We start from the raw sequence: 18,943 nt of genomic DNA, 5'->3' as shown, positions 1-18,943 counted from the left end.
GGCTAACGCCGGCCACTGACAGCGCGTGCCGGCCGTCCCGAGGACCGGGTCACTCCACCACGTGACGCCCCTCGGGGCGCGCGCTGCACGATGCCCGGAAAGCGCAGTGTGCACAGTGTTGTCCGGCGGTTGGGGAGAAACGTTCGTCCAGGACCTTGCCCGCGGCCGTCGCCAGGAGGTCTCCGACCCATTCCCCCTCCAGGGGTTCCTGGGCCTGCACCTTGGGGACGGTCTCACCGCCGTTCTTCTTGGCGGCGCCCTGGCGCAGCTGGACGAGTTCGGCGCCGCCCGGTTCGGGCCGGACCCCGCCGAAGGGCTCGTCGACGGCTCCCTCACGGACGGCGAGCTGGTAGACGGCGAGCTGGGGGTGGCGGGTCACCTCGGCGGAACTCACGGCCTGCTTGCCCGTCTTGAAGTCGACGACGTACGCACGGCCCTCGGTGTCGGCCTCGACCCGGTCCATGGAGCCCCGGATGCGCACCTCGTAGTCACCCGCTTCGAGGGTGACGTCGAAGTCGTGCTCGCTGGCCACCGGGGCCCGACCGGTGCGGTCCATCACATGCCACTTCAGGAAGCGTTCGAGCGCCACGCGCGCGTGCTGCTTCTCCTGCTCCGACTTCCAGGGGGCGTCGAAGGCGAGCGCGTTCCACACGGAGTCGAGGCGTTCCATGAGGACGTCGAGATCGGCGGGGGTGCGCCCGGAGGCGACCTCGTCGGCGAGGACGTGGACGACGTTGCCGAAGCCCTGGGCGGCGGTCGCGGGCGCGTCGGCCTTCACCTCGCGGCCCAGGAACCACTGCAGGGCGCAGGTGTTGGCGAGCTGGTCGAGGGCACTGCCGGACAGCACGACGGGCTGGTCGCGGTTCCTGAGCGGCACCTTGCTCTCGGTGGGCTCGTACATGCCCCACCAGCGGTACGGGTGCGCCGACGGCACCAGGGGGCGGTCGTCCTCGTCGCTCAGCGCGGCCAGCCGGGCCAGCCGCTGGGCGGCGGCCTCGCGCAGACCGTCCGACACGCGCGGGTCCACCGTCGTGGCGCGCAGCTCGGCGACCAGGGCGGCCACGGACAGCGGGCGGCGGGGACGGCCGGTGACGTCCTTGGGCTCGACGCCGAGTTCGGTGAGGAAGCGGGAGGGCTGGTCGCCGTCGTCGGCCGGGGCCTTCACGGCGGTGACGACGAGGCGTTCACGCGCGCGTGTGGTGGCCACGTAGAACAGCCGGCGTTCCTCCGCGAGCAGCGCGCCCGGCGTGAGCGGTTGGGCGAGCCCGTCGCGGCCGATGCGGTCGGCCTCCAGGAGCGAGCCGCGCCGGCGCAGGTCCGGCCACAGGCCCTCCTGGACGCCCGCGACGACGACCAGGCGCCATTGGAGGCCCTTGGAGCGGTGCGCGGTCATCAGGCGTACGGCGTCGGGGCGGACGGCCCGTCCGGTGAGCGTGTCGGCGGCGATGTCCTCGGCCTCGATCTCCGCCAGGAAGTTGAGGGCGCCGAGGCCGCCGGTGCGCTCCTCCGCGCGTGCCGCCGTGGCGAACAGCACGCAGACGGCGTCGAGGTCACGGTCGGCGTTGCGGCCGGCCGTGCCACCGCGCCGGGCGGCCCGCTCCAGGCGCCTGGGCCACGGCGTGCCGTCCCACAGCTCCCAGAGCGCCTCCTCGGCCGTACCGCCGCCCGCGAGCCGTTCGCGGGCCTTGCGCAGCAGCGCGCCGAGGCGCTGCGCGCCCCGTGCGTACACCGGGTCGTGCGCCACCAGGCGCTCCGGCTCCGCCAGCGCGCGTGCGAGCAGTTCGTCCGAGGGCGGCGGGACGGGGTTGCCCCCGGCCCGCTCCTCCTCGCGCAGCGCACGGCCGAGGCGCCGCAGATCGGCGGTGTCCATGCCCGCGAGAGGGGAGGCGAGCAGGTCGAGCGCGGTCTCCGTGTCGAGCCAGGAGGGCCGCGTACCGGGCGGCTCGGCCTCATCGGGAGACATGTCGGGGGACCCGTCGGCGTCCTCTGTCGAGGGTGCCGGGGACGTCGTCGGCGGCGCTGGAGCCGCCTCCTCCAGCTCCGCCCGGGCCACCGCTCGCAGTGCCGTCAGGAGGGGTTGTACGGCCGGCTCGTGGCGCAGGGGGAGGTCGTCGCCGTCGATCTCCAGGGGGACGCCCGCGACGGTGAGGGCGCGGCGGATCGAGGGGATCGTGCGGGCGCCGGCGCGTACGAGGACGGCCATCTCGCCCCAGGGGACGCCGTCCTCCAGATGGGCCCGGCGCAGGACGTCCGCGATGTTGTCCACTTCGGTGCCCGGCGTCGGGTACGTGTGGACCTCGACACTTCCCCCGACCCGTACCGGCCTCAGGTCGCGGTGGGCCCGTACCTTCTCCGCCGGGAGGCGGGTGAGCGGCATGCGCTGGGTGAGCAGACGCGTGGCGGCCAGCAGGTCCGCACCCGAGCGGCGGGAGTTCCTGAGGACCGCGACCGGGGCCGGGCGGCCGTCCGCGCGCGGGAAGGCCGCCGGGAACTCGAGGATGCCGTTCACGTCGGCGCCCCGGAAGGTGTAGATCGACTGGTCGGGGTCGCCGAAGGCCACCAGGGTGCGGCCGCCGCCCGCGAGGGCCCTCAGCAGTCGTACCTGGGCGGGATCCGTGTCCTGGTACTCGTCGACGTAGACCGCGTCGTACTGGGCCGCCAGCCGCTCGGCGGCACCGGGGCGGTCGGCGAGCAGCACGGCGCGGTGGACCAGTTCCGCGTAGTCGAGCACTCCCTGCAGATCGAGGACGTCGAGGTACTCGGCGAGGAAGGCGGAGGCCGCGAGCCAGTCCGGGCGGCCGATGCGCTCGGCGAAGGCCCGCAGATCCTCGGGGGCCAGGCCCAGTTCACGGCTGCGGGCAAGGACCGCGCGGACCTCGTCGGCGAACCCGCGCGTGGTCAGGCAGGCGCGCAGTTCGTCCGGCCAGCGCACATGCGAGAGGCCCAGACGCTCCAGGTCGGGCTGGCCCGCGAGCAGCTCACGGACCGCCACGTCCTGTTCGGGGCCTGACAGCAGCCGCAGGGGTTCGACGAACAGATCACTGTCCTGGTGGGAGCGGACCAGTGCGTAGCAGAACGAGTGGAACGTCGTGGCCTGCGGCGCGCGCGGGGCGCCCATGCGCAGCGCCATGCGGTCGCGCAGTTCCACGGCGGCCTTGCGGCTGAAGGTCAGGACCAGCACGCGCGCGGGGTCCGCCCCGCGGGCGACGCGGGCCGCCACGGACTCGACGAGCGTGGTCGTCTTGCCGGTGCCCGGACCGGCGAGGACGAGGAGCGGGCCCCTTGCGTGGTCAACCACACCGCGCTGCTCGGCGTCCAGACGAGGGGGGTCCGTCCGGGCCGGTGGCGTACGCACCAGTCGGTAAGCGCCACGGCTCCCCTGTCGCACCTGGGTGTGCGACAGGCGCCTGGTGGAGAAAGAGGAGCTCACGTGGTTCGCCGGTCCTGGTGGGTGTGCGAGATGTCACTGCCGACGCGGTGCGCCGACGCCGAGGGGTGGTGGTCGGGAGACGGGTGCGAGGCCCACCACTCGTCGAGGGCGGTGGCCGCGGGGTGAGAGGGACACGCGCAGCCGACGCTACGCCGACCAGCAGTACGGAAGCGGGGCTTCCTCTTCTTCCCTCCCGACTCGCGCGGCTCGTGAGTCCCTCGCCCCACGAACGTACGGCATGGCACCGACGTGCCCCTCGTCCCCCGTACGGAGCAGCGGCGTACGGCGCGGCGGGCGCACCGAGGCCCCTGGGGTGCCCGAGGCCGTCAGGTGGGCCTCTCCGCGACTCCTTCGCCGTCCCAGCGCGCCCGCCTCAGGTCGAGGCGCGGCACATGGCCCTCGGCGCTGCGGCTCGCCGCGCGCAGGGGGGTGCCCTCCGCGCGGTAGTGCTCCAGGGCTCTCAGTTCGTGGCCGGGCAGCAGTACGCCGTCCGCGCGGACGACCCGCCACCACGCGACCGCGCCCCCGTAGAGGGCCATCGCGCGGCCCACCTGGCGCGGGCCGCCCTCCCCCAGCCATTCGGCAACGTCCCCGTATGTCATGACCCGTCCCGGCGGGATCAGGTCGGCGACCTCGAGGACCCGCTCCGCGTACTCCGGCAGGGCATCCGCCGGAAGGCTCTCCTCGCTCATCCGCCCCATCCTGCCCCACCCCACCGACAATGGGACGTGGTGGCCGCCGCGTGCGTCCCTCGCTCAGGGAGCGGTCTTCGGGCAGACTGTGCGCCCCCGCATTGCACCCTGATGCCCCTGTGTGCCCACCCGGCATGCCACCATCGTGCGGGCGGTGACCGGTGATACGAGACCAAGAAGAGACGATGAAGCAGCAGAGCGTGCAGCCCGATGACGCGTCGGGCACCTCTGACGCCTCGTCGCGCCCGGACGCCTCCCAGGGAGGCAAGGGCACCGACGACGTCTCGAAGAAGGCCTCCGGCACCACCCCGTCCCCCCCGTCCTCGGCCGAAAATGCCTCCCCCATGGCGCACGAGAACGAGAAGCATCAGGTCGGGCGGGACGAGGACGACCTCGGTGAGGCGCACGCCGAGGAGGTCGAGGGCGACGAACCCCTGCTCCCCGCGCGCGTGCACCGTCCTTCCGACCTCATGCGGCTGTCGGTCGGCATCCTCGGGATCATCGTCCTGCTGGCGATCGCCGCGTTCGCCCATGGCACCACCTCCGGACTCGAACAGGACATCAACAAGGGCACCGGACAGGCGCCCGATCTCCTGATCAAGCTCGCCGGCCTGGGATCGAGCATCGCGATCCTGCTCGTACCGGTCGCCTTCGCGATCGAACGGCTGATCAAGCGGGACGGTCTGCGCATCGCCGACGGTGTGCTCGCGGCGGTCCTGGCGCACGGGGTGACGCTGGCGACCGACCTGTGGGTCGCCCGGGCCGCCCCGGACTCGATCCAGGAGGCCCTCACCCAGCCGTCCCCCGGTGACATCCACGCCCTCACCGACCCGGTGCACGGCTATCTCGCGCCGGTCATCGCGTACATGACCGCCGTCGGCATGTCCCGCAGACCACGCTGGCGGGCCGTGCTGTGGATCGTGCTGCTGCTGGACGCCTTCTCGATGCTGGTCACCGGCTACACCACACCGTTCTCGATCATCCTGACGGTGCTGATCGGCTGGACCGTCGCCTACGGAACGCTGTACGCGGTCGGCTCCCCGAACGTACGCCCGACCGGCCGGACCCTGATGGCCGGCCTCCGGCGGGTGGGCTTCAAGCCGGTCAGCGCCGCCCGCGAGGAGATCCCGGAGACGGCGGAGGGCGGGGACCGGGGCCGCCGGTACTTCGTGACGCTGGAGGACGGCCCGCCCCTGGACGTCACCGTCGTCGACCGGGAGCAGCAGGCACAGGGCTTCTTCTACCGCGTCTGGCGGCGGCTGACCCTGCGCGGCATCACCACGCGCCGCAGCCTCCAGTCGCTGCGCCAGGCCCTGGAGCAGGAGGCCCTCCTCGCGTACGCGGCCATCGCGGCCGGAGCCAACGCGCCCAAACTGATCGCGACCTCCGAACTCGGACCGGACGCCGTGATGCTCGTCTACGAGCACACCGGCGGCCACAACCTGGACTCCCTGGCGGACGACGAGGTCACCGACGAGCTGATGTCGGACACCTGGCACCAGGTCAAGGCACTGCAGTCGCGGCGGATCGCGCACCGACGGCTGGTGGGCGACGCGATTCTGGTGGATCGTTCCGGCACGGTGATCCTCACCGATCTGCGCGTCGGCGAGATCGCGGCAGGCGATCTGGTGCTGCGCATGGACGTGTCCCAGTTGCTGACGACCCTGGGCCTGCGTGTGGGCGCCGAACGCTCGGTGGCGTCGGCGGTGAGCGTGCTCGGCCCCGACGCGGTGGCCGACTGTCTGCCGATGCTGCAGCCCATCGCCCTCTCGCGCTCCACGCGCGCGACCCTGCGCAGGCTGGCCCGGGAGCGCGCCGAACGCGAGCGCGAGGCGGTCCTGGAGGCGTCCCACCTGGCCAAGCAGGCCCGCGCGGAGGAGCACAGCAAGGCCGCCGAGCCGGGCAAGGCCGACAAGAAGGCCGTACGGGCCGAGCAGCGGGCCGAGAAACGGGCGATCGACGAGGCCCTGGAGGAGGCCCGCGAGGAGGATCTGCTCACCCAGATCCGCCACCAGGTGCTGCTGATCCGGCCCCAGGCACCGGTCGAACCGGCCCGGCTGGAGCGGGTCAAGCCGCGCACCCTGATCAGTCTCATCGCCGGCGCGATCGGCGCGTACTTCCTGCTGACCCAGCTCACCCACATCGAGTTCGGGCCGCTCATCGAGAACGCCGAGTGGGGCTGGGTCGCCGCCGCCGTGTTCTTCTCCGCGCTGAGCTATGTCGCGGCGGCCATGAGCCTGCTGGGCTTCGTGCCGGAGCGGGTGCCGTTCCTGCGGACGATCGGGGCCCAGGTCGCCGGCTCGTTCGTCAAGATCGTGGCGCCGGCCGCGGTGGGCGGTGTGGCACTCAACACCCGCTTCCTGCAGCGCGCGGGGGTACGGCCGGGGCTCGCGGTGGCGAGTGTCGGCGCGTCGCAGCTCTTCGGGCTCGGCTGTCACATCCTGATGCTGCTCGCCTTCGGCTATCTGACCGGAACGGAGAAGACGCCGTCCCTGTCTCCGTCCCGCACCGTCATCGCGGGCCTGTTGACGGTCGCCGTGCTGGTCCTGGTGGTGACGTCGATCCCGTTCCTGCGCAAGTTCGTCGTCACGCGCGTGCGGTCGCTCTTCGCCGGTGTCGTGCCACGCATGCTCGACGTGCTGCAGCGGCCGCAGAAGCTGGTCACCGGTATCGGCGGCATGCTGCTCCTCACCGGCTGCTTCGTGATGTGCCTGGACGCCTCGATCCGCGCCTTCGGCAACGAGGACGTGTCGATCAGCATCGCCAGCGTCGCCGTCGTCTTCCTCGCGGGCAACGCGCTCGGTTCGGCCGCGCCGACCCCGGGCGGTGTGGGCGCGGTCGAGGCCACCCTGACCGTGGGTCTGATCGCCGTCGGGCTCCCCAAGGAGGTCGCCGCGCCCGCGGTGCTGCTGTTCCGTCTGCTGACGCTGTGGCTGCCCGTGCTGCCGGGGTGGCTGGCGTTCAACCAGTTGTCCCGCAAGGGTGCGCTCTAGGCACGTCCGGTTGTCCCGCGCGGGCGCGCTCCAGGCACGTCCTCGCGCGCGTGGGTCCCCGTCCGGGATGGGTCCTGTCCACGCGCGCGTGGCGGCACCTCCCGCGCCTCACCCGCACGGACCGCGCCCCGAGCGCGTCGTCCCGGGCACCTCCAGGATGGAGGACATGCCCACCTCTCCCCGACCGCGTGCCGTCGCCATGACCGCCGTCGCCCTCCTGCTCTCCCTGTCGGCGGCCGGCTGCGGCGACGATGCCAAGGGCGGTGACGGGGACCTGACGACACAGAAACTGAGCTGGGAGACCTGCGAGGCCCCGTCCCAGTCCCAGGGCGGCGGCAGTGCGCCCGCCCCGCTGCCGGACGGCGAGGTCTGGGAGTGCGCGACCATGAAGGCACCCCTCGACTGGGACGAGCCCGAGGGCGACACCATCGGCATCGCGCTGATCCGGGCCGGATCCAGCGGCTCCCGGAGCCGGCGCATCGGTTCGCTCGTCTTCAACTTCGGCGGCCCCGGCCTCTCGGGCGTCAAGACCCTCCCCTCCTTCGGGGAGGACTACGCGAAACTGCGCACCCGCTACGACCTGGTGAGCTTCGACCCTCGGGGCGTCGGCCGCAGCGCCGGAGTCGAATGCGAGGACGACGAACAGCTCGACCAGTACTTCCAGCAGGACGGAACCCCGGACGACGCGGCCGAGCGGACGGACTTCCTCGACAACACGACGGCGTTCAACTCCGCCTGCGAGGAGAACTCCGGGGCGACCCTCCCGCACGTCCGCACCACGGACGCGGCCCGCGACATGGACCTCATGCGCCAGGTGCTCGGCGACGACCGGCTCCACTACTTCGGCTTCTCGTACGGCACCGAACTCGGCGGCGTCTACGCCCATCTGTTCCCGGAGAACGTCGGACGGGCCGTGTTCGACGCCGTCGTCGACCCGACCCAGAACGCGGAACAGGGGGCACTCGGACAGGCCAAGGGCTTTCAGCGGGCGCTCGACAACTACGCACAGGACTGCGTGTCCAAGGTGGAGGACTGTCCGGTCGGCGACACCCGGCAGGACGTCGAGGACCGGATCGTCAGACTGCTCGACGACCTCGACCGCAAGCCGATCAGCGGAGTCTTCCCCCGCGACCTGACCGAGTCGGAGGCGAGGGCCGGTATCGCCCAGGCCCTGTACTCCCAGGACCTCTGGCAGTACCTGACCGAGGGCCTTGAACAGGCGTACGACGGCGACGGCAGCGTGCTGATGCTGCTGTCCGACTCGCTGAACGGGCGCAGCGAGAACGGCGAGTACAGCAACATCACCGCGGCCAACATCTCCATCAACTGCGCGGACGACAAACCGCGCTACACCACCGGGGACGTGGAGGCGAGACTCACCGAGTTCCGGACGGCCTCCCCCGTCTTCGGTACGTGGCTCGCCTGGGCCATGCTCAGCTGCACCGACTGGGCTGTCGCCGGCGCGGCCGACCACCCCGACGTACGCGCCCCGGGCTCGGCGCCGATCCTCGTGATCGGCAACACCGGCGACCCGGCCACGCCGTACGAGGGTGCGCGGAAGATGGTCGACGCGCTCGGTGAGGGAGTCGGCGTCGAGCTGACGTACGAGGGGCAGGGGCATGGCGCGTACGGCAGCGGCAATGCCTGCGTCCAGACGGCCGTGGACGGTTACCTGCTGACGGGGAAGGTACCGAAGTCTGGCACGATCTGCTCGTGAACTTGCAGGTCAGAACGTTATCCACAGGCCATCTCGGCCTGCCCGTCAGTCCGCATACCATGGCATGACCGCCATTCGGGACATCCGGCGGGCGGTATCGCGAGGGGGGAAGTGTTCATGGCGCGTTTTCCACGGGGGGCGGCTCTGGCCGCTGCCGTGCTGCTGATGGCCGGCTGTAGTGGCGGCACGGACGACAAGGCCGGTGACGACAAGGACGACGGAAAGCCCTCGGCTTCTTCGTCTTCATCATCTTCTTCCTCTGCCCCGTCCTCATGGGCGCCCGAGAAGCTCGACTGGGCTCGCTGCAAGGCGACTTCCGAGGGCCCGGCACCGGGAGACGACTGGCAGTGCGCCACGCTGAAGGTGCCGATGGACTACGCGAACCCGGACGACGGGGCGATCGGGCTCGCGCTGATCCGCAGCAAGGCGACCGGCGACGCCGACGAACGGGTCGGCTCGCTCCTGTTCAACTTCGGCGGGCCCGGCGGCTCCGGGGTGTCCATGATGCCGTCGTACGCGGGACTCACGAGCGAACTGCACGAGCGGTACGACCTGGTGAGCTGGGACCCGCGTGGGGTCGCGGGGAGCGAGGGGGTGCGCTGCCGCAGCGACAAGGAGATCCAGGCGGGCGAGTCGGTGGACGCCACACCGGACGACGCGAGGGAGGAGACGGCCTTCTTCAAGGACGCGTCCGACTTCGGCGCGGGCTGCGAGAAGGCCGCCGGCAAGCTGCTGTCGCATGTCTCCACCACCGACACCGCCCGCGACATGGACCTCATGCGCCGGGCCCTCGGCGACGAGAAGCTGCAGTACTTCGGCATCTCCTACGGCACCGAACTCGGCGGGGTCTACGCCCACCTGTTCCCGGAGAACGTGGGACGCCTGGTCCTGGACGCGGTGGTCGACCCGACCGCGGACACCGTGGGCCATGCGAAGAACCAGACCCTGGGCTTCCAGCGAGCCCTCGACAATTATCTGAGGTCCACGGGCCAGGACCCCGCGAAGGGCACCCGGAAGATCGCGGACCTGCTGGAGCGGATCGACGGCGAACCGCTGGCGACGACGTCCGGCCGAAAGCTCACCCAGTCGCTGGCGACCACCGGTATCGTCCTGCCGCTCTACAGCGAGCAGAGCTGGCCCACGCTGACCAGTGCGCTCGACGCGGCCGAGGACGGCGACGGAACCGAACTGCTCACGCTGGCCGACGGATACAACGAGCGTGACCCCTCGGGCCGCTACGGCACGACGACCCACTCCCAACGGGTCATATCGTGCTTGGACCAGAAGCAGCGGCCGAGTCCGGAGGAGACGAAGAAGCTGCTGCCCGAGTTCCGGAAGATCTCGCCCGTCTTCGGCGAGTACCTCGGCTGGGACACCGCGGGCTGGTGCCACGACTGGCCGGTGCCCGGTCTGACGGACTCACCGGAGGTGAGCGCCCCCGGAGCGGCGCCCGTCCTCGTGGTGGGCAACACCGGGGACCCGGCGACACCCTACGAGGGTGCGCGGAAGATGGCCGGGGAGTTGGGCGAGGGCGTCGGTGTGTTGCTCACCTGGAAGGGCGAGGGCCATGGCGCGTACGGCAGCGGCAGCAACTGTGTCGACTCGACGGTGAACTCGTATCTGCTGGACGGGACGGCGCCGAAGGACGGCAAGGTCTGCGCCTAGGCAGGGGCCACCACCGACTCGCGCGCGCACGGACGGCAGCGGAGAGGGGCCCGGCACCCGTGGTGCCGAGCCCCTCTCGGGAAGGCGTGTGTCTAGTAGACCGGCTTGTGCGGCTCGATCTGGTTGACCCAGCCGATCACACCGCCACCGACGTGGACCGCGTCGGCGAAACCGGCCGACTTCAGGACCGCGAGGACTTCCGCACTGCGGACACCCGTCTTGCAGTGCAGGACGATCTTCTTGTCCTGCGGCAGGGCCTCCAGGGCGGTGCCCATGAGGAACTCGTTCTTCGGGATCAGCTTGGCGCCCGGGATGGAGACGATCTCGTACTCGTTGATCTCGCGGACGTCGATGATCTCGATGTTCTCGCCGTCGTCGATCCACTCCTTGAGCTGCTTGGGAGTGATCGTCGAGCCGGCGGCCGCCTCCTGGGCCTCCTCGGAGACGACGCCGCAGAAGGCCTCGTAGTCGATGAGCTCGGTGACGGTGGGGTTCTCGCCGCAGACCGCGCAGTTGGGGTCCTTGCGGACCTTGACCTGGCGGTACTGCATCTCCAGGGCGTCGTAGATCATCAGACGGCCGACGAGCGGCTCGCCGATGCCCGCGAGGAGCTTGATGGCCTCGTTGACCTGGATGGAGCCGATGGACGCGCAGAGCACACCGAGGACGCCGCCCTCGGCGCAGGAGGGGACCATGCCCGGCGGCGGGGGCTCCGGGTAGAGGCAGCGGTAGCACGGGCCGTGCTCGGCCCAGAAGACCGAGGCCTGGCCGTCGAAGCGGTAGATCGAGCCCCACACGTACGGCTTGTTCAGCAGCACGGCCGCGTCGTTGACGAGGTAGCGGGTCGCGAAGTTGTCGGTGCCGTCGACGATCAGGTCGTACTGGCTGAAGATCTCCTTCACGTTCTCGGCCTCGAGCCGCTCTTCGTGGAGGATCACGTTCACGTACGGGTTGATGCCGAGGACGGAGTCGCGCGCGGACTCGGCCTTGGAGCGGCCGATGTCGGCCTGGCTGTGGATGATCTGGCGCTGCAGGTTCGACTCGTCGACCTCGTCGAACTCCACGATGCCGAGCGTGCCGACGCCCGCCGCGGCCAGGTACATCAGCGCCGGCGAGCCCAGGCCACCGGCGCCCACACACAGCACCTTGGCGTTCTTCAGCCGCTTCTGCCCGTCCATGCCCACGTCGGGGATGATCAGGTGGCGGGAGTACCTGCGGACCTCGTCTACGGTGAGCTCGCCGGCGGGCTCGACCAGGGGTGGCAGCGACACGGGGACTCCGTTGGTCGGTCAATCACTACAGTTGTTCTTCCCGTAACACTGCCACGCCCTTTTTCATTCCGAGACACCCGTTCCAACCAGCGAGACGATGTCGTCCCAGTAGCCGGGCATGGTCTCCCAGGGGTCGATCCGGCCGCCACGGTCCGTGCGGTCGGTGAAGTAGATCGTGGCGGCGCCCTGCCAGCGGGCGATGCGCAGCGCCTCGTCGAGATGGCCGCGCGGGACGCCGTGGACGAAGTGGCAGAAGCGTTCGGGCGGATGATCCGCGGTCCACTCGGCCACCTGCGACCAGCGGTAGTCGCTCCAGGGTCCGGAGAAGGTGACCAGTTGGTCGGCGATCTCCAGATATCCGGGGTGCGGGTGGGTGCCGTGGCCGAGGACGAGATGACCACCGCCGAGGAGTGCGCGGAGTGCGCCGACCCTGCGGCCGGTCTCGGGGAGGGCGCCGTGCTCGGTGGGGCAGCGGTCGAGGACGAAGCCGTCGACCCGGTACCAGTCGAGATAGCGGTGGGCGTCGGAGGCGATCTCGGAGAGGGGGCGGGCCCCGTAGGTGGTGTCCAGGTGACCGAGGACCCGGACGCCCGCGTTCCGCAGGCGTCCGGCGGCTTCCAGGCAGTGCGGATCGGGGCGGCTGCCGGGGCCGTCGGAGACGTTCAGGACGACCCAGTGGAGAGGAGTGCCGGGGCGGGTGAGTTCGCCCCATTCGAGGGGTGCGACCAGAGGGTGGGCATAGCCGGGGATGCCGAAGCCGAGGCTGAGGCCGGTGCTGGCGATGCCGGACGGGGCGGGGGTCAGATACGGCACGCCGCCTCCATCCAGATGTCCGCGAGGGACTCCTCCAGATTGATGCGGGGCCGCCAGCCGAGGCGGTCGCGGGCGGTGCGCACATCGGCCTGCTGCCAGCTGCCGCAGCCGTCCGGGTACGGGTAGGAGACGGGGCCCGCGTGGTCCGGTTCGGGACGGGGGTGGCCGATGGTGGGCCTGAGGGGCCCGGGCGGGGCGTCGAGCTCGTGGAGGGCGCCGCCGTAACCGGCGACGCGGGCGAGGACGGCGGCGGCGTCGCGGAGGCGCACGGCTCGGCCGGAGCCGATGTTGATCACGCCCTGGGCGGCGGAGAGCGAGGCGGCGTGGACGGCGCGGGCGACGTCGCGTACGTCGACGAAGTCGCGCTGGACGCCGAGGCCGCCGAGTTTGAGTTCGCCGTCGCCGGACTGCATGGCGCGGCGCATGGCTTCGGCGAGGCGGCCGAGCGGGGAGCCCGCGGGTGTGCCGGGTCCGGCGGGCGAGAAGACACGGAGGACCACGGCGTCCAGGCCGGAGCCGAGGACGAGCTCGGTGGCGGCGAGCTTGCTCACGCCGTACGGGCCGCCGGGGCGGGGTACGGCGTCCTCGGCGGTGGAGGAGCCGGGCTGGCTGGGCCCGTATTCGGCGCCGCAGCCGAGCTGCACCAGGCGTGCGCCGCAGCCGCTGCGGCGGAGGGCCTCGCAGACGGTGGCGACGGCGACGGTGTTGTGCCGGGTGAGTTCGCGGGCACCGCCACGGGTGGCTCCGGCGCAGTTGACGACGACACCCGGGTGGACGGCGTCCAGGAAGCGGGTGAGCGCGCCAGGGCTGCCGGTGGCGAGGTCGAACCGTACGTCGGCGTCGTCGCCGCGGCCGAGCGCGGTGAGCTGTACGGCGGGGTCGGCGAGCAGGCGTTCGGCGACGAAGCGGCCGAGGTAGCCGTTGGCTCCGATCAGCAGGACCCTCATCGGGCGGCTCCCGGGGCGGGTTCTCCGGTTCGGGAGGTGATCATCTGGAGTTCTCCTTATGGGGTGGTGCCGTGGGTGATGAGGTGGGCCCGCGGTGTCGGCCCCGCGGGAGGTGACGCCCGGGACGGAGGTCCCGCGCATCGGTCGGGCCGGGCGGCACACGGTGTTCGGCCGTGCGCGGCCCGAGGTGGGTCAGGTGGCCCCGGAAGGCGGGGCGTGGGCCGAGGCCCGGGTCAGCGTGCGGGTGGCGTGGACGAGCAGGGCGAGCGCGGCGGTACCGCACACGAGGGCGGGGACGGCCCCGGGCCCCCAGGCGTCGGCGACGGCCTCGACGGGGACGGCCAGGAAGGAACAGCCGGGCAGGCGACTCGCGAGGACGGTGCCCAGCGCGAGTGCCTCGGCCACGGCGGCGGTACGGAGGGCGACGGCCGGGGCCTGGGCGAACCCATGGACGGCGAGGAGACGGGCGAGCAGGAGGAGCGCGCCCAGGGCGCCCGCGCCGGCGTACCCGGTGGGTTCGTCCAGGAGGGCGCCGCACAGCGCGAGCAGGGCGCCCAGCGCGCACAGATGGAGTGCGAACACACCGAGGATCAGGGGCTTCACGGAGTCGGCGAACTCGGCGAGGCCCCGGCTGGCGGCGAGTCTGCGGCGAGCGCGTACGGAGAGGAGATGGGCGCACCAGACGGCGGGGGCGCAGGACAGGGAGAGGGCGAGGACGGGCGCGACGGCCAAGGGCCAGAGGCCGTGGGGGCCTCCGTCGAGACCGGCGGCGAGCAGACCGTCACCGAGGAGGGCGTACGCGATCAGCCAGCAGGTCCAGATCCGGGTGCGGCCCGCCGTGTCCGACGGGAGGCGCAGGGGGCCCCGGTCGAGGGCCACACGGAGACAGAGCGCCACCGCGAGGGCGCCGAGGGCGGCGGCCATGAGACGGGGCCGGCCGTCGGTGAGGCGTACGCCGACGACGGCCGCCGCGCACACGGCGCCCGGCAGGAGGGCGAGCACGGCCCAGCCCCGGCCTGCGCCGGGCGCGCTCGGCACCGGCTGACGCTCGGTGGATTCGTCCCCGTCACGCGACACGCGCGCGTACATCTCCTCGGCGAGGGAGAACACGTCCCGGTGCCGGAAGCGGGCGGCCGTACGGTCGGTCACTCCGTGCGCTTCCAGTCCTGCGGCGATCTCCAAGGGATCCACCGCCCGTTCGCACAGCTCCCGGTGCCGGTGCATCAGTGCCTTCACCGGGTCCACGGCACCGCGACGGGGAGAGGCCTTGGGCCCGGCCGGGGCGGGGCTGTCGGCGTCGGGCCGGGCAGTGGGGTCGGGTGGGGCGACCGTGTCCGAGCGGTCCAGGACGGCCGGGCGATCGGTCCCGTCGAAGCCGTCGTACCCGTCCAGTTCGTCCAGCCCGTCCAACCGGAGCTCACTCATCGCGCCCCCTCTCCCGCGGGAACCGGTTCCCCGGCCGCCGCGCCCGCGGATCCCTCCGCGACGCACACGGGCTCCGGGACGGAGACCGACGCGGGGGCGGGCGCCGAAGCCGAACCCGGAGCGGACGGCGCGACCGGGGCGGAGGGCGCCGCCGGAGCCGTGTCGGGCGCCGGCCCCGAACCCGGCGCCGACGAACCCGATGCCGACGCCGGGGCCCGGAGCGGCACCGTCGCCCGCACAGGCGCCCCGACGGCCCAGCGCGGCCTGCCGACGGCCCCCGCACCGGGCGCAGCCGCCACGCCGGCCACGCCCGCTACTCCTGTCACACCGGCGACCCCCGCGATCCCGGCGACGCCCAGGCCTCCCGTCAGCAGGCGGGAATCGGTCCACCGGCCGGGGACATGGGCCTCGGCGGGGGCTCCGAAGGGCAGTGGTTCGCCGGTGTCGTCGAGGACGACCTTGCGCACCGGGGCGTGGGAGACAACTTCGAGATAGATGCCACGAAATGCCTCGACGTTCTGTTCCACCGTGAAGAGTTCGAGGGCTCGCGCGCGGGCGGCCGCGCCCAGGCGTGCGCGGCGCTCGGGTTCTCTCAGGAGTGCCACGCACGCTTCGGCGAGCGCCCGCGGATTGCGCGGCGGTACGACCAGTCCGGTGCCACCGATGACCTCCACGACGGCGCCCACGTCGGTGGAGACCGTCGGCCGGGCGCAGAACATGGCCTCCACCAGGCTGATCGGGAAGCCCTCGACGACGCTGGAGAGCACGACCACCGCGCCCGCCGCATACGCCTCGGCCAGGTCGGGGACGGCCGGGTCGCCGATCTCCTCGAAGGAGACGGGGTTGTCGCCGACCGCGTGGACACCGTCCGCCTCGTCGGGGAAGAGCTGCGCGGCCAGCGCTCTGCAGTGGCCCAGATAGGCGACGGCCTCGGCCCCCGACGCCGCCCCGACGATCCGGAGCCGCGCCTTCGGTTCCGCCCGGCGGATCTCGGCGAAGGCGTGCAGCAGCGAGATCAGGTCCTTGGCGGGCTCGATGCGGCCGACCCACACCAGCGTGTGCGGATCCGCGCACTCCGCCGACTCGCCGACCTCAGCGAACCGGGCGGCGTCCATGCCGGGGTACACGGTCCGGATCCGGGAGCGATCGGCGCCGCAGCGCTCCTGCCAGCGCCGGGCATGGGTGTTGCCGGGGGTGAGACAGGCGGCCTGCCGGTAGACCTCGGCGGTCAGCCGCCGGTGGAAGGCCGCGAGCAGGGCGCGCACCGGCGCCTCCCCCGAGGCTCCGAGGTAGTGCGCCCGCAGCGGCACGCCGTACTCGGTGACCAGCAGCGGCACCCCGTGGAAGTGCCGGGCCAGCAGTCCGGGCAGTGCGGCCGAGCCACCCGCCGCCGCGTGGCACAGGTCGACCGAGCCGAGCCCGTCGTCCTCGTACCAGTCGAGGGAGAGGGGGCGCAGGGCGCGTTCGAGGTGCGAGGCGACCGTCAGCAGATCCGGTACACGGGCCTCTCGCGCCCCTCGCACCGCGCCCGGCGCACGACAGGCGCGCTCCAGGGTGCGCACGGCTGCCTCGGAGCGCAGTACGCCGACCAGCCCGCCCTCGTCGCGCGCGAGTTCCGCGAGCCCGTACAGCGCGTTGCCGAAACGGTCCGCCTCAGCGTCGGCCGCACCGCGGGAGGCCTCTCCCGCCGCACCGGCCCCGCCATCAGCACCACCATCAGCACCGCCGCCGGTGCCAACGCCGGTACCACCGCCGGCCCAGCCATCGGTCCCGGCCGCGCCCGCGCGCCCCGAACACATCGCCGCCACCAGTTCGCCGTACGCCTCGGCGAAGCGCCTTCGCGCCCGGCGGCCCAGCACGACCCCGTCGTCCTCGGCCGTCCAGAGCGGAGCGGTGCGGACCCGGCTGACCTGCGCCGGCAGCGGGATCCAGCCCTCGTCCTCCTGCCGCTCGCTCCGGCTGAGCGCATAGATGTCGAACTCGTGTCGCTCCAGCCCGCGTACGAGTCGGTCGCACCAGAGCCTGGCGTCACCGCTCACATACGGATAGCCACCCTCCGTAAGCAGTCCGATGCGCACGCGTGCACCCCCGATCTCCCGTTTGAGGAGCCGCCGTTCACCCGGCGGCTCGCAGCGGGACGAACGTATGCGGACAAGGCGGTGGCGCGACGGACGGTTGTCCATCGCGCCACCAAAAGGGGTGAACGGTCGTAACTTTCGCTAGCGGGACGCGTTTTGTCGCGCTAAGGGATCACGCGATCACGGCCCGTCAACTGCCGGGGTAGGGCCAAGGGTTGGCCTTGCAGGTGATCCCCTTGTACGTCAGGAACTTGCTCTGCTGCTGCATGACGGGTGCGAGCTCGCCATTCTTGTCGCAGGTCACATGGTCGTAGCGGAGACGGTGACCGATCTCGTGGTTGATCAGCATCTGCCGGTAGGCATGGATCTGATCGCCGTAGGTCTCCGCGCCCTGGGCCCAGCGGTACGCGTTGATCATCACGCGCTCGGTGGAGGCCGAGTCGCAGGACACGTTGTCCACGGTCGTGTCGAGCCCCGACTTGGCGCACCAGAACGCCGTGGTGCCCGGACTGGCCAGCGTGATCACGAAGTCGGGTGTCCCCGACGAGATCCGCTCGAACGTACGACCGCCGTTGTGGGCCCAACTCCGGTCGTCGTTCAGCGTCTTCTGCACGGCATCCGCGAACAACCCGGCGTCCAGCCCGAGCCCTTCCTCCACATCGACCCGGTAGCGGTACTTCTGCCCCGCCCCCGGCGCCTTGTCGAAGCCCTTGACCGCCTCGAACTTCCCGTCGCCCTCCAGGTCGGCGGCGAGCGCGTACTTCTGGCCCATCTTCTGGTCGTACGACAGCGGGGTCGCGCTCGTGCCCGGACTCGGCGAGGTGGACGGCGTGGGCCGGTTGTCGCTGCGCGAGGCGTCGCGCACATCGCGTTCGCCGGCGTCGGCGGCCTGCGGCTGCGGGGCCGTGCTGTCGTCCCCGCCGGCCATCCGGCCGACCGCGACGACCACCAGCACGGTCGTGACCGCGGCGGCGGCGATCCCGGCGAACGCGCGACCCTTGCCGCCCTTCGCCGTCCCCACGGCCGCGGACCCGTCGCCCGGAGGCTCTCCGGCGGACCGCTTCCGCCGCAGAGGCGTCTCCCGCGACGGCTGCTCCTCGAAAGCCGCCTCGGCCCTGCCGTCGGCGTCGGCACCCGGCGCGGCACGGTGGGTGCGGCCGGGAGCGTGGACGTCGTCGACCTCGTCGAAGGCGTCCAGGTATGCCTGGCGGGGGCCACCGGGGGGCATGGCCTCCTGCCGCTGCCGGGGAATGGGGATGCGGCGACCGGAGCGCTCCGGAGGCTCGCCGTACGGGGCGCCGGGGGGTGGCGCCTCGCCCGGCACACCATACGGGGCCCCCTCGGGAGCCCCTTGCGCCACGCCGTGTCCGGCACCCGTCCGGCGCCCACCACCACCCAAGTGCCCCCAGCCACCGCCCGCTTCACGCTGCTCGGGATGCCCACCCCGGCTCGGCGGAAAGCCACGAGCCGAGGTGTCGTCGGGGAGCCGGGGAAAACCGTGCGCCGGAGTGCCGTCGGCGAATCGCGGCATCCCATGCGCCGGCGTGCCGTCGGGCAGACGAGGAAAGCCGTGCGCGGGGGTGCCGTCAGGAGGGCGCGGACCCTGCTGCCCGGGCGCGCCCCCGGTGAACCGCGGCGCCCCCTGGCCGGGAGCGCCGTCGTACCCGCGAGGCGGCGGGGCACCGCCCGGCGACCACGCTCCCGGCGGACCCGCCGGAGCCGCGGCGCCGCGCCTGGCGCCCGGCACCACCGGTCCGCCCGCGCTCTGGGCCCCCGGAAAGCCCTGGGCCTCCGGCCCGCGCGGCGCCGCCGGTCCGCGCGCGTCCGGCCCGGCGGATGTAGCCGTCCGGGCCGTCCTCATGTCGTTGGTGTCGCCTTTCGGCGCCCGCCCCTTGCGGCTGTGCCGTCCCAC

The 18,943-nt window shown here is 72.5% G+C and carries 11 protein-coding genes; 3 read left to right on the top strand and 8 right to left on the bottom strand.

Annotated elements, in window-relative coordinates:
• Positions 1 to 49: 49 nt before the first annotated feature.
• Entirely contained in the window at positions 50 to 3,430 is a 3,381-nt protein-coding gene (locus J8M51_RS18640) for an ATP-dependent helicase (protein ID WP_086752247.1), read from the bottom strand.
• A 326-nt stretch (positions 3,431 to 3,756) separates the two neighbouring features.
• Complete coding sequence (locus J8M51_RS18635) at positions 3,757 to 4,122, bottom strand: MGMT family protein (protein ID WP_236067771.1); 366 nt, start codon at positions 4,120 to 4,122, stop codon at positions 3,757 to 3,759.
• 185 nt (positions 4,123 to 4,307) lie between these two features.
• Between J8M51_RS18635 and J8M51_RS18630 the strand changes: the two genes are divergently transcribed.
• From J8M51_RS18630 to J8M51_RS18620, 3 genes are all read left to right on the top strand, one after another.
• Positions 4,308 to 7,115: a lysylphosphatidylglycerol synthase transmembrane domain-containing protein gene (locus J8M51_RS18630; RefSeq protein ID WP_179202873.1), complete on the top strand. Its 2,808-nt coding sequence runs from the start codon at positions 4,308 to 4,310 to the stop codon at positions 7,113 to 7,115.
• Positions 7,116 to 7,281: 166 nt separating this feature from the next.
• Positions 7,282 to 8,832 (top strand): alpha/beta hydrolase, encoded by a 1,551-nt coding sequence (locus tag J8M51_RS18625; protein ID WP_086752250.1) that lies wholly within the window; start codon positions 7,282 to 7,284, stop codon positions 8,830 to 8,832.
• A gap of 117 nt (positions 8,833 to 8,949) precedes the next feature.
• Positions 8,950 to 10,497: an alpha/beta hydrolase gene (locus J8M51_RS18620; protein WP_086752252.1), complete on the top strand. Its 1,548-nt coding sequence runs from the start codon at positions 8,950 to 8,952 to the stop codon at positions 10,495 to 10,497.
• Between the two features lie 92 nt (positions 10,498 to 10,589).
• Here the strand turns inward: J8M51_RS18620 and moeZ are convergent, their stop codons facing one another.
• The 6 genes from moeZ to J8M51_RS18590 all read right to left on the bottom strand — a co-directional run bounded on the left by moeZ (position 10,590) and on the right by J8M51_RS18590 (position 18,943).
• Positions 10,590 to 11,768 carry an adenylyltransferase/sulfurtransferase MoeZ gene (moeZ, locus tag J8M51_RS18615; protein WP_086752254.1) on the bottom strand — a complete coding sequence of 393 codons (1,179 nt, stop codon included), beginning with the start codon at positions 11,766 to 11,768 and terminating at the stop codon, positions 10,590 to 10,592.
• Between the two features lie 63 nt (positions 11,769 to 11,831).
• A complete protein-coding gene (locus J8M51_RS18610) occupies positions 11,832 to 12,581 on the bottom strand; it encodes a spherulation-specific family 4 protein (protein ID WP_086752256.1) in 750 nt (249 codons plus the stop codon).
• Positions 12,569 to 13,528 (bottom strand): NAD-dependent epimerase/dehydratase family protein, encoded by a 960-nt coding sequence (locus tag J8M51_RS18605; protein WP_086752258.1) that lies wholly within the window; start codon positions 13,526 to 13,528, stop codon positions 12,569 to 12,571. The genes J8M51_RS18610 and J8M51_RS18605 overlap by 13 nt, the downstream gene beginning before the upstream one ends.
• Before the next feature lie 192 nt (positions 13,529 to 13,720).
• Positions 13,721 to 14,953 (bottom strand): hypothetical protein, encoded by a 1,233-nt coding sequence (locus J8M51_RS18600; protein WP_256964034.1) that lies wholly within the window; start codon positions 14,951 to 14,953, stop codon positions 13,721 to 13,723.
• Positions 14,950 to 17,031 carry a DUF3492 domain-containing protein gene (locus tag J8M51_RS18595; protein WP_086752274.1) on the bottom strand — a complete coding sequence of 694 codons (2,082 nt, stop codon included), beginning with the start codon at positions 17,029 to 17,031 and terminating at the stop codon, positions 14,950 to 14,952. Before J8M51_RS18595 ends, J8M51_RS18600 begins: the two co-directional genes overlap by 4 nt.
• A gap of 190 nt (positions 17,032 to 17,221) precedes the next feature.
• The gene (locus J8M51_RS18590) at positions 17,222 to 18,943 is read right to left on the bottom strand and encodes a DUF3152 domain-containing protein (RefSeq protein WP_179202874.1); all 1,722 of its coding nucleotides are present in this window, start codon (positions 18,941 to 18,943) and stop codon (positions 17,222 to 17,224) included.

This window comes from Streptomyces griseiscabiei, from assembly GCF_020010925.1.
GTDB classification, from domain to species: Bacteria; Actinomycetota; Actinomycetes; order Streptomycetales; family Streptomycetaceae; genus Streptomyces; species Streptomyces griseiscabiei.
The sequence above is the reverse complement of the archived record's forward strand: the minus strand, read 5'-3'. Positions and strand labels throughout refer to the sequence as shown.

What these genes read in the sequence shown, in the direction of transcription:
- J8M51_RS18630 (WP_179202873.1), top strand. Translation starts at nt 4,308, where the DNA reads ATGAAGCAGCAGAGCGTGCAGCCCGATGACGCGTCGGGCACCTCTGAC.
- J8M51_RS18620 (WP_086752252.1), top strand. Translation starts at nt 8,950, where the DNA reads ATGGCGCGTTTTCCACGGGGGGCGGCTCTGGCCGCTGCCGTGCTGCTG.
- J8M51_RS18625 (WP_086752250.1), top strand. Translation starts at nt 7,282, where the DNA reads ATGCCCACCTCTCCCCGACCGCGTGCCGTCGCCATGACCGCCGTCGCC.
- J8M51_RS18600 (WP_256964034.1), bottom strand. Translation starts at nt 14,953, where the DNA reads ATGAGTGAGCTCCGGTTGGACGGGCTGGACGAACTGGACGGGTACGAC.
- J8M51_RS18635 (WP_236067771.1), bottom strand. Translation starts at nt 4,122, where the DNA reads ATGAGCGAGGAGAGCCTTCCGGCGGATGCCCTGCCGGAGTACGCGGAG.
- J8M51_RS18605 (WP_086752258.1), bottom strand. Translation starts at nt 13,528, where the DNA reads ATGAGGGTCCTGCTGATCGGAGCCAACGGCTACCTCGGCCGCTTCGTC.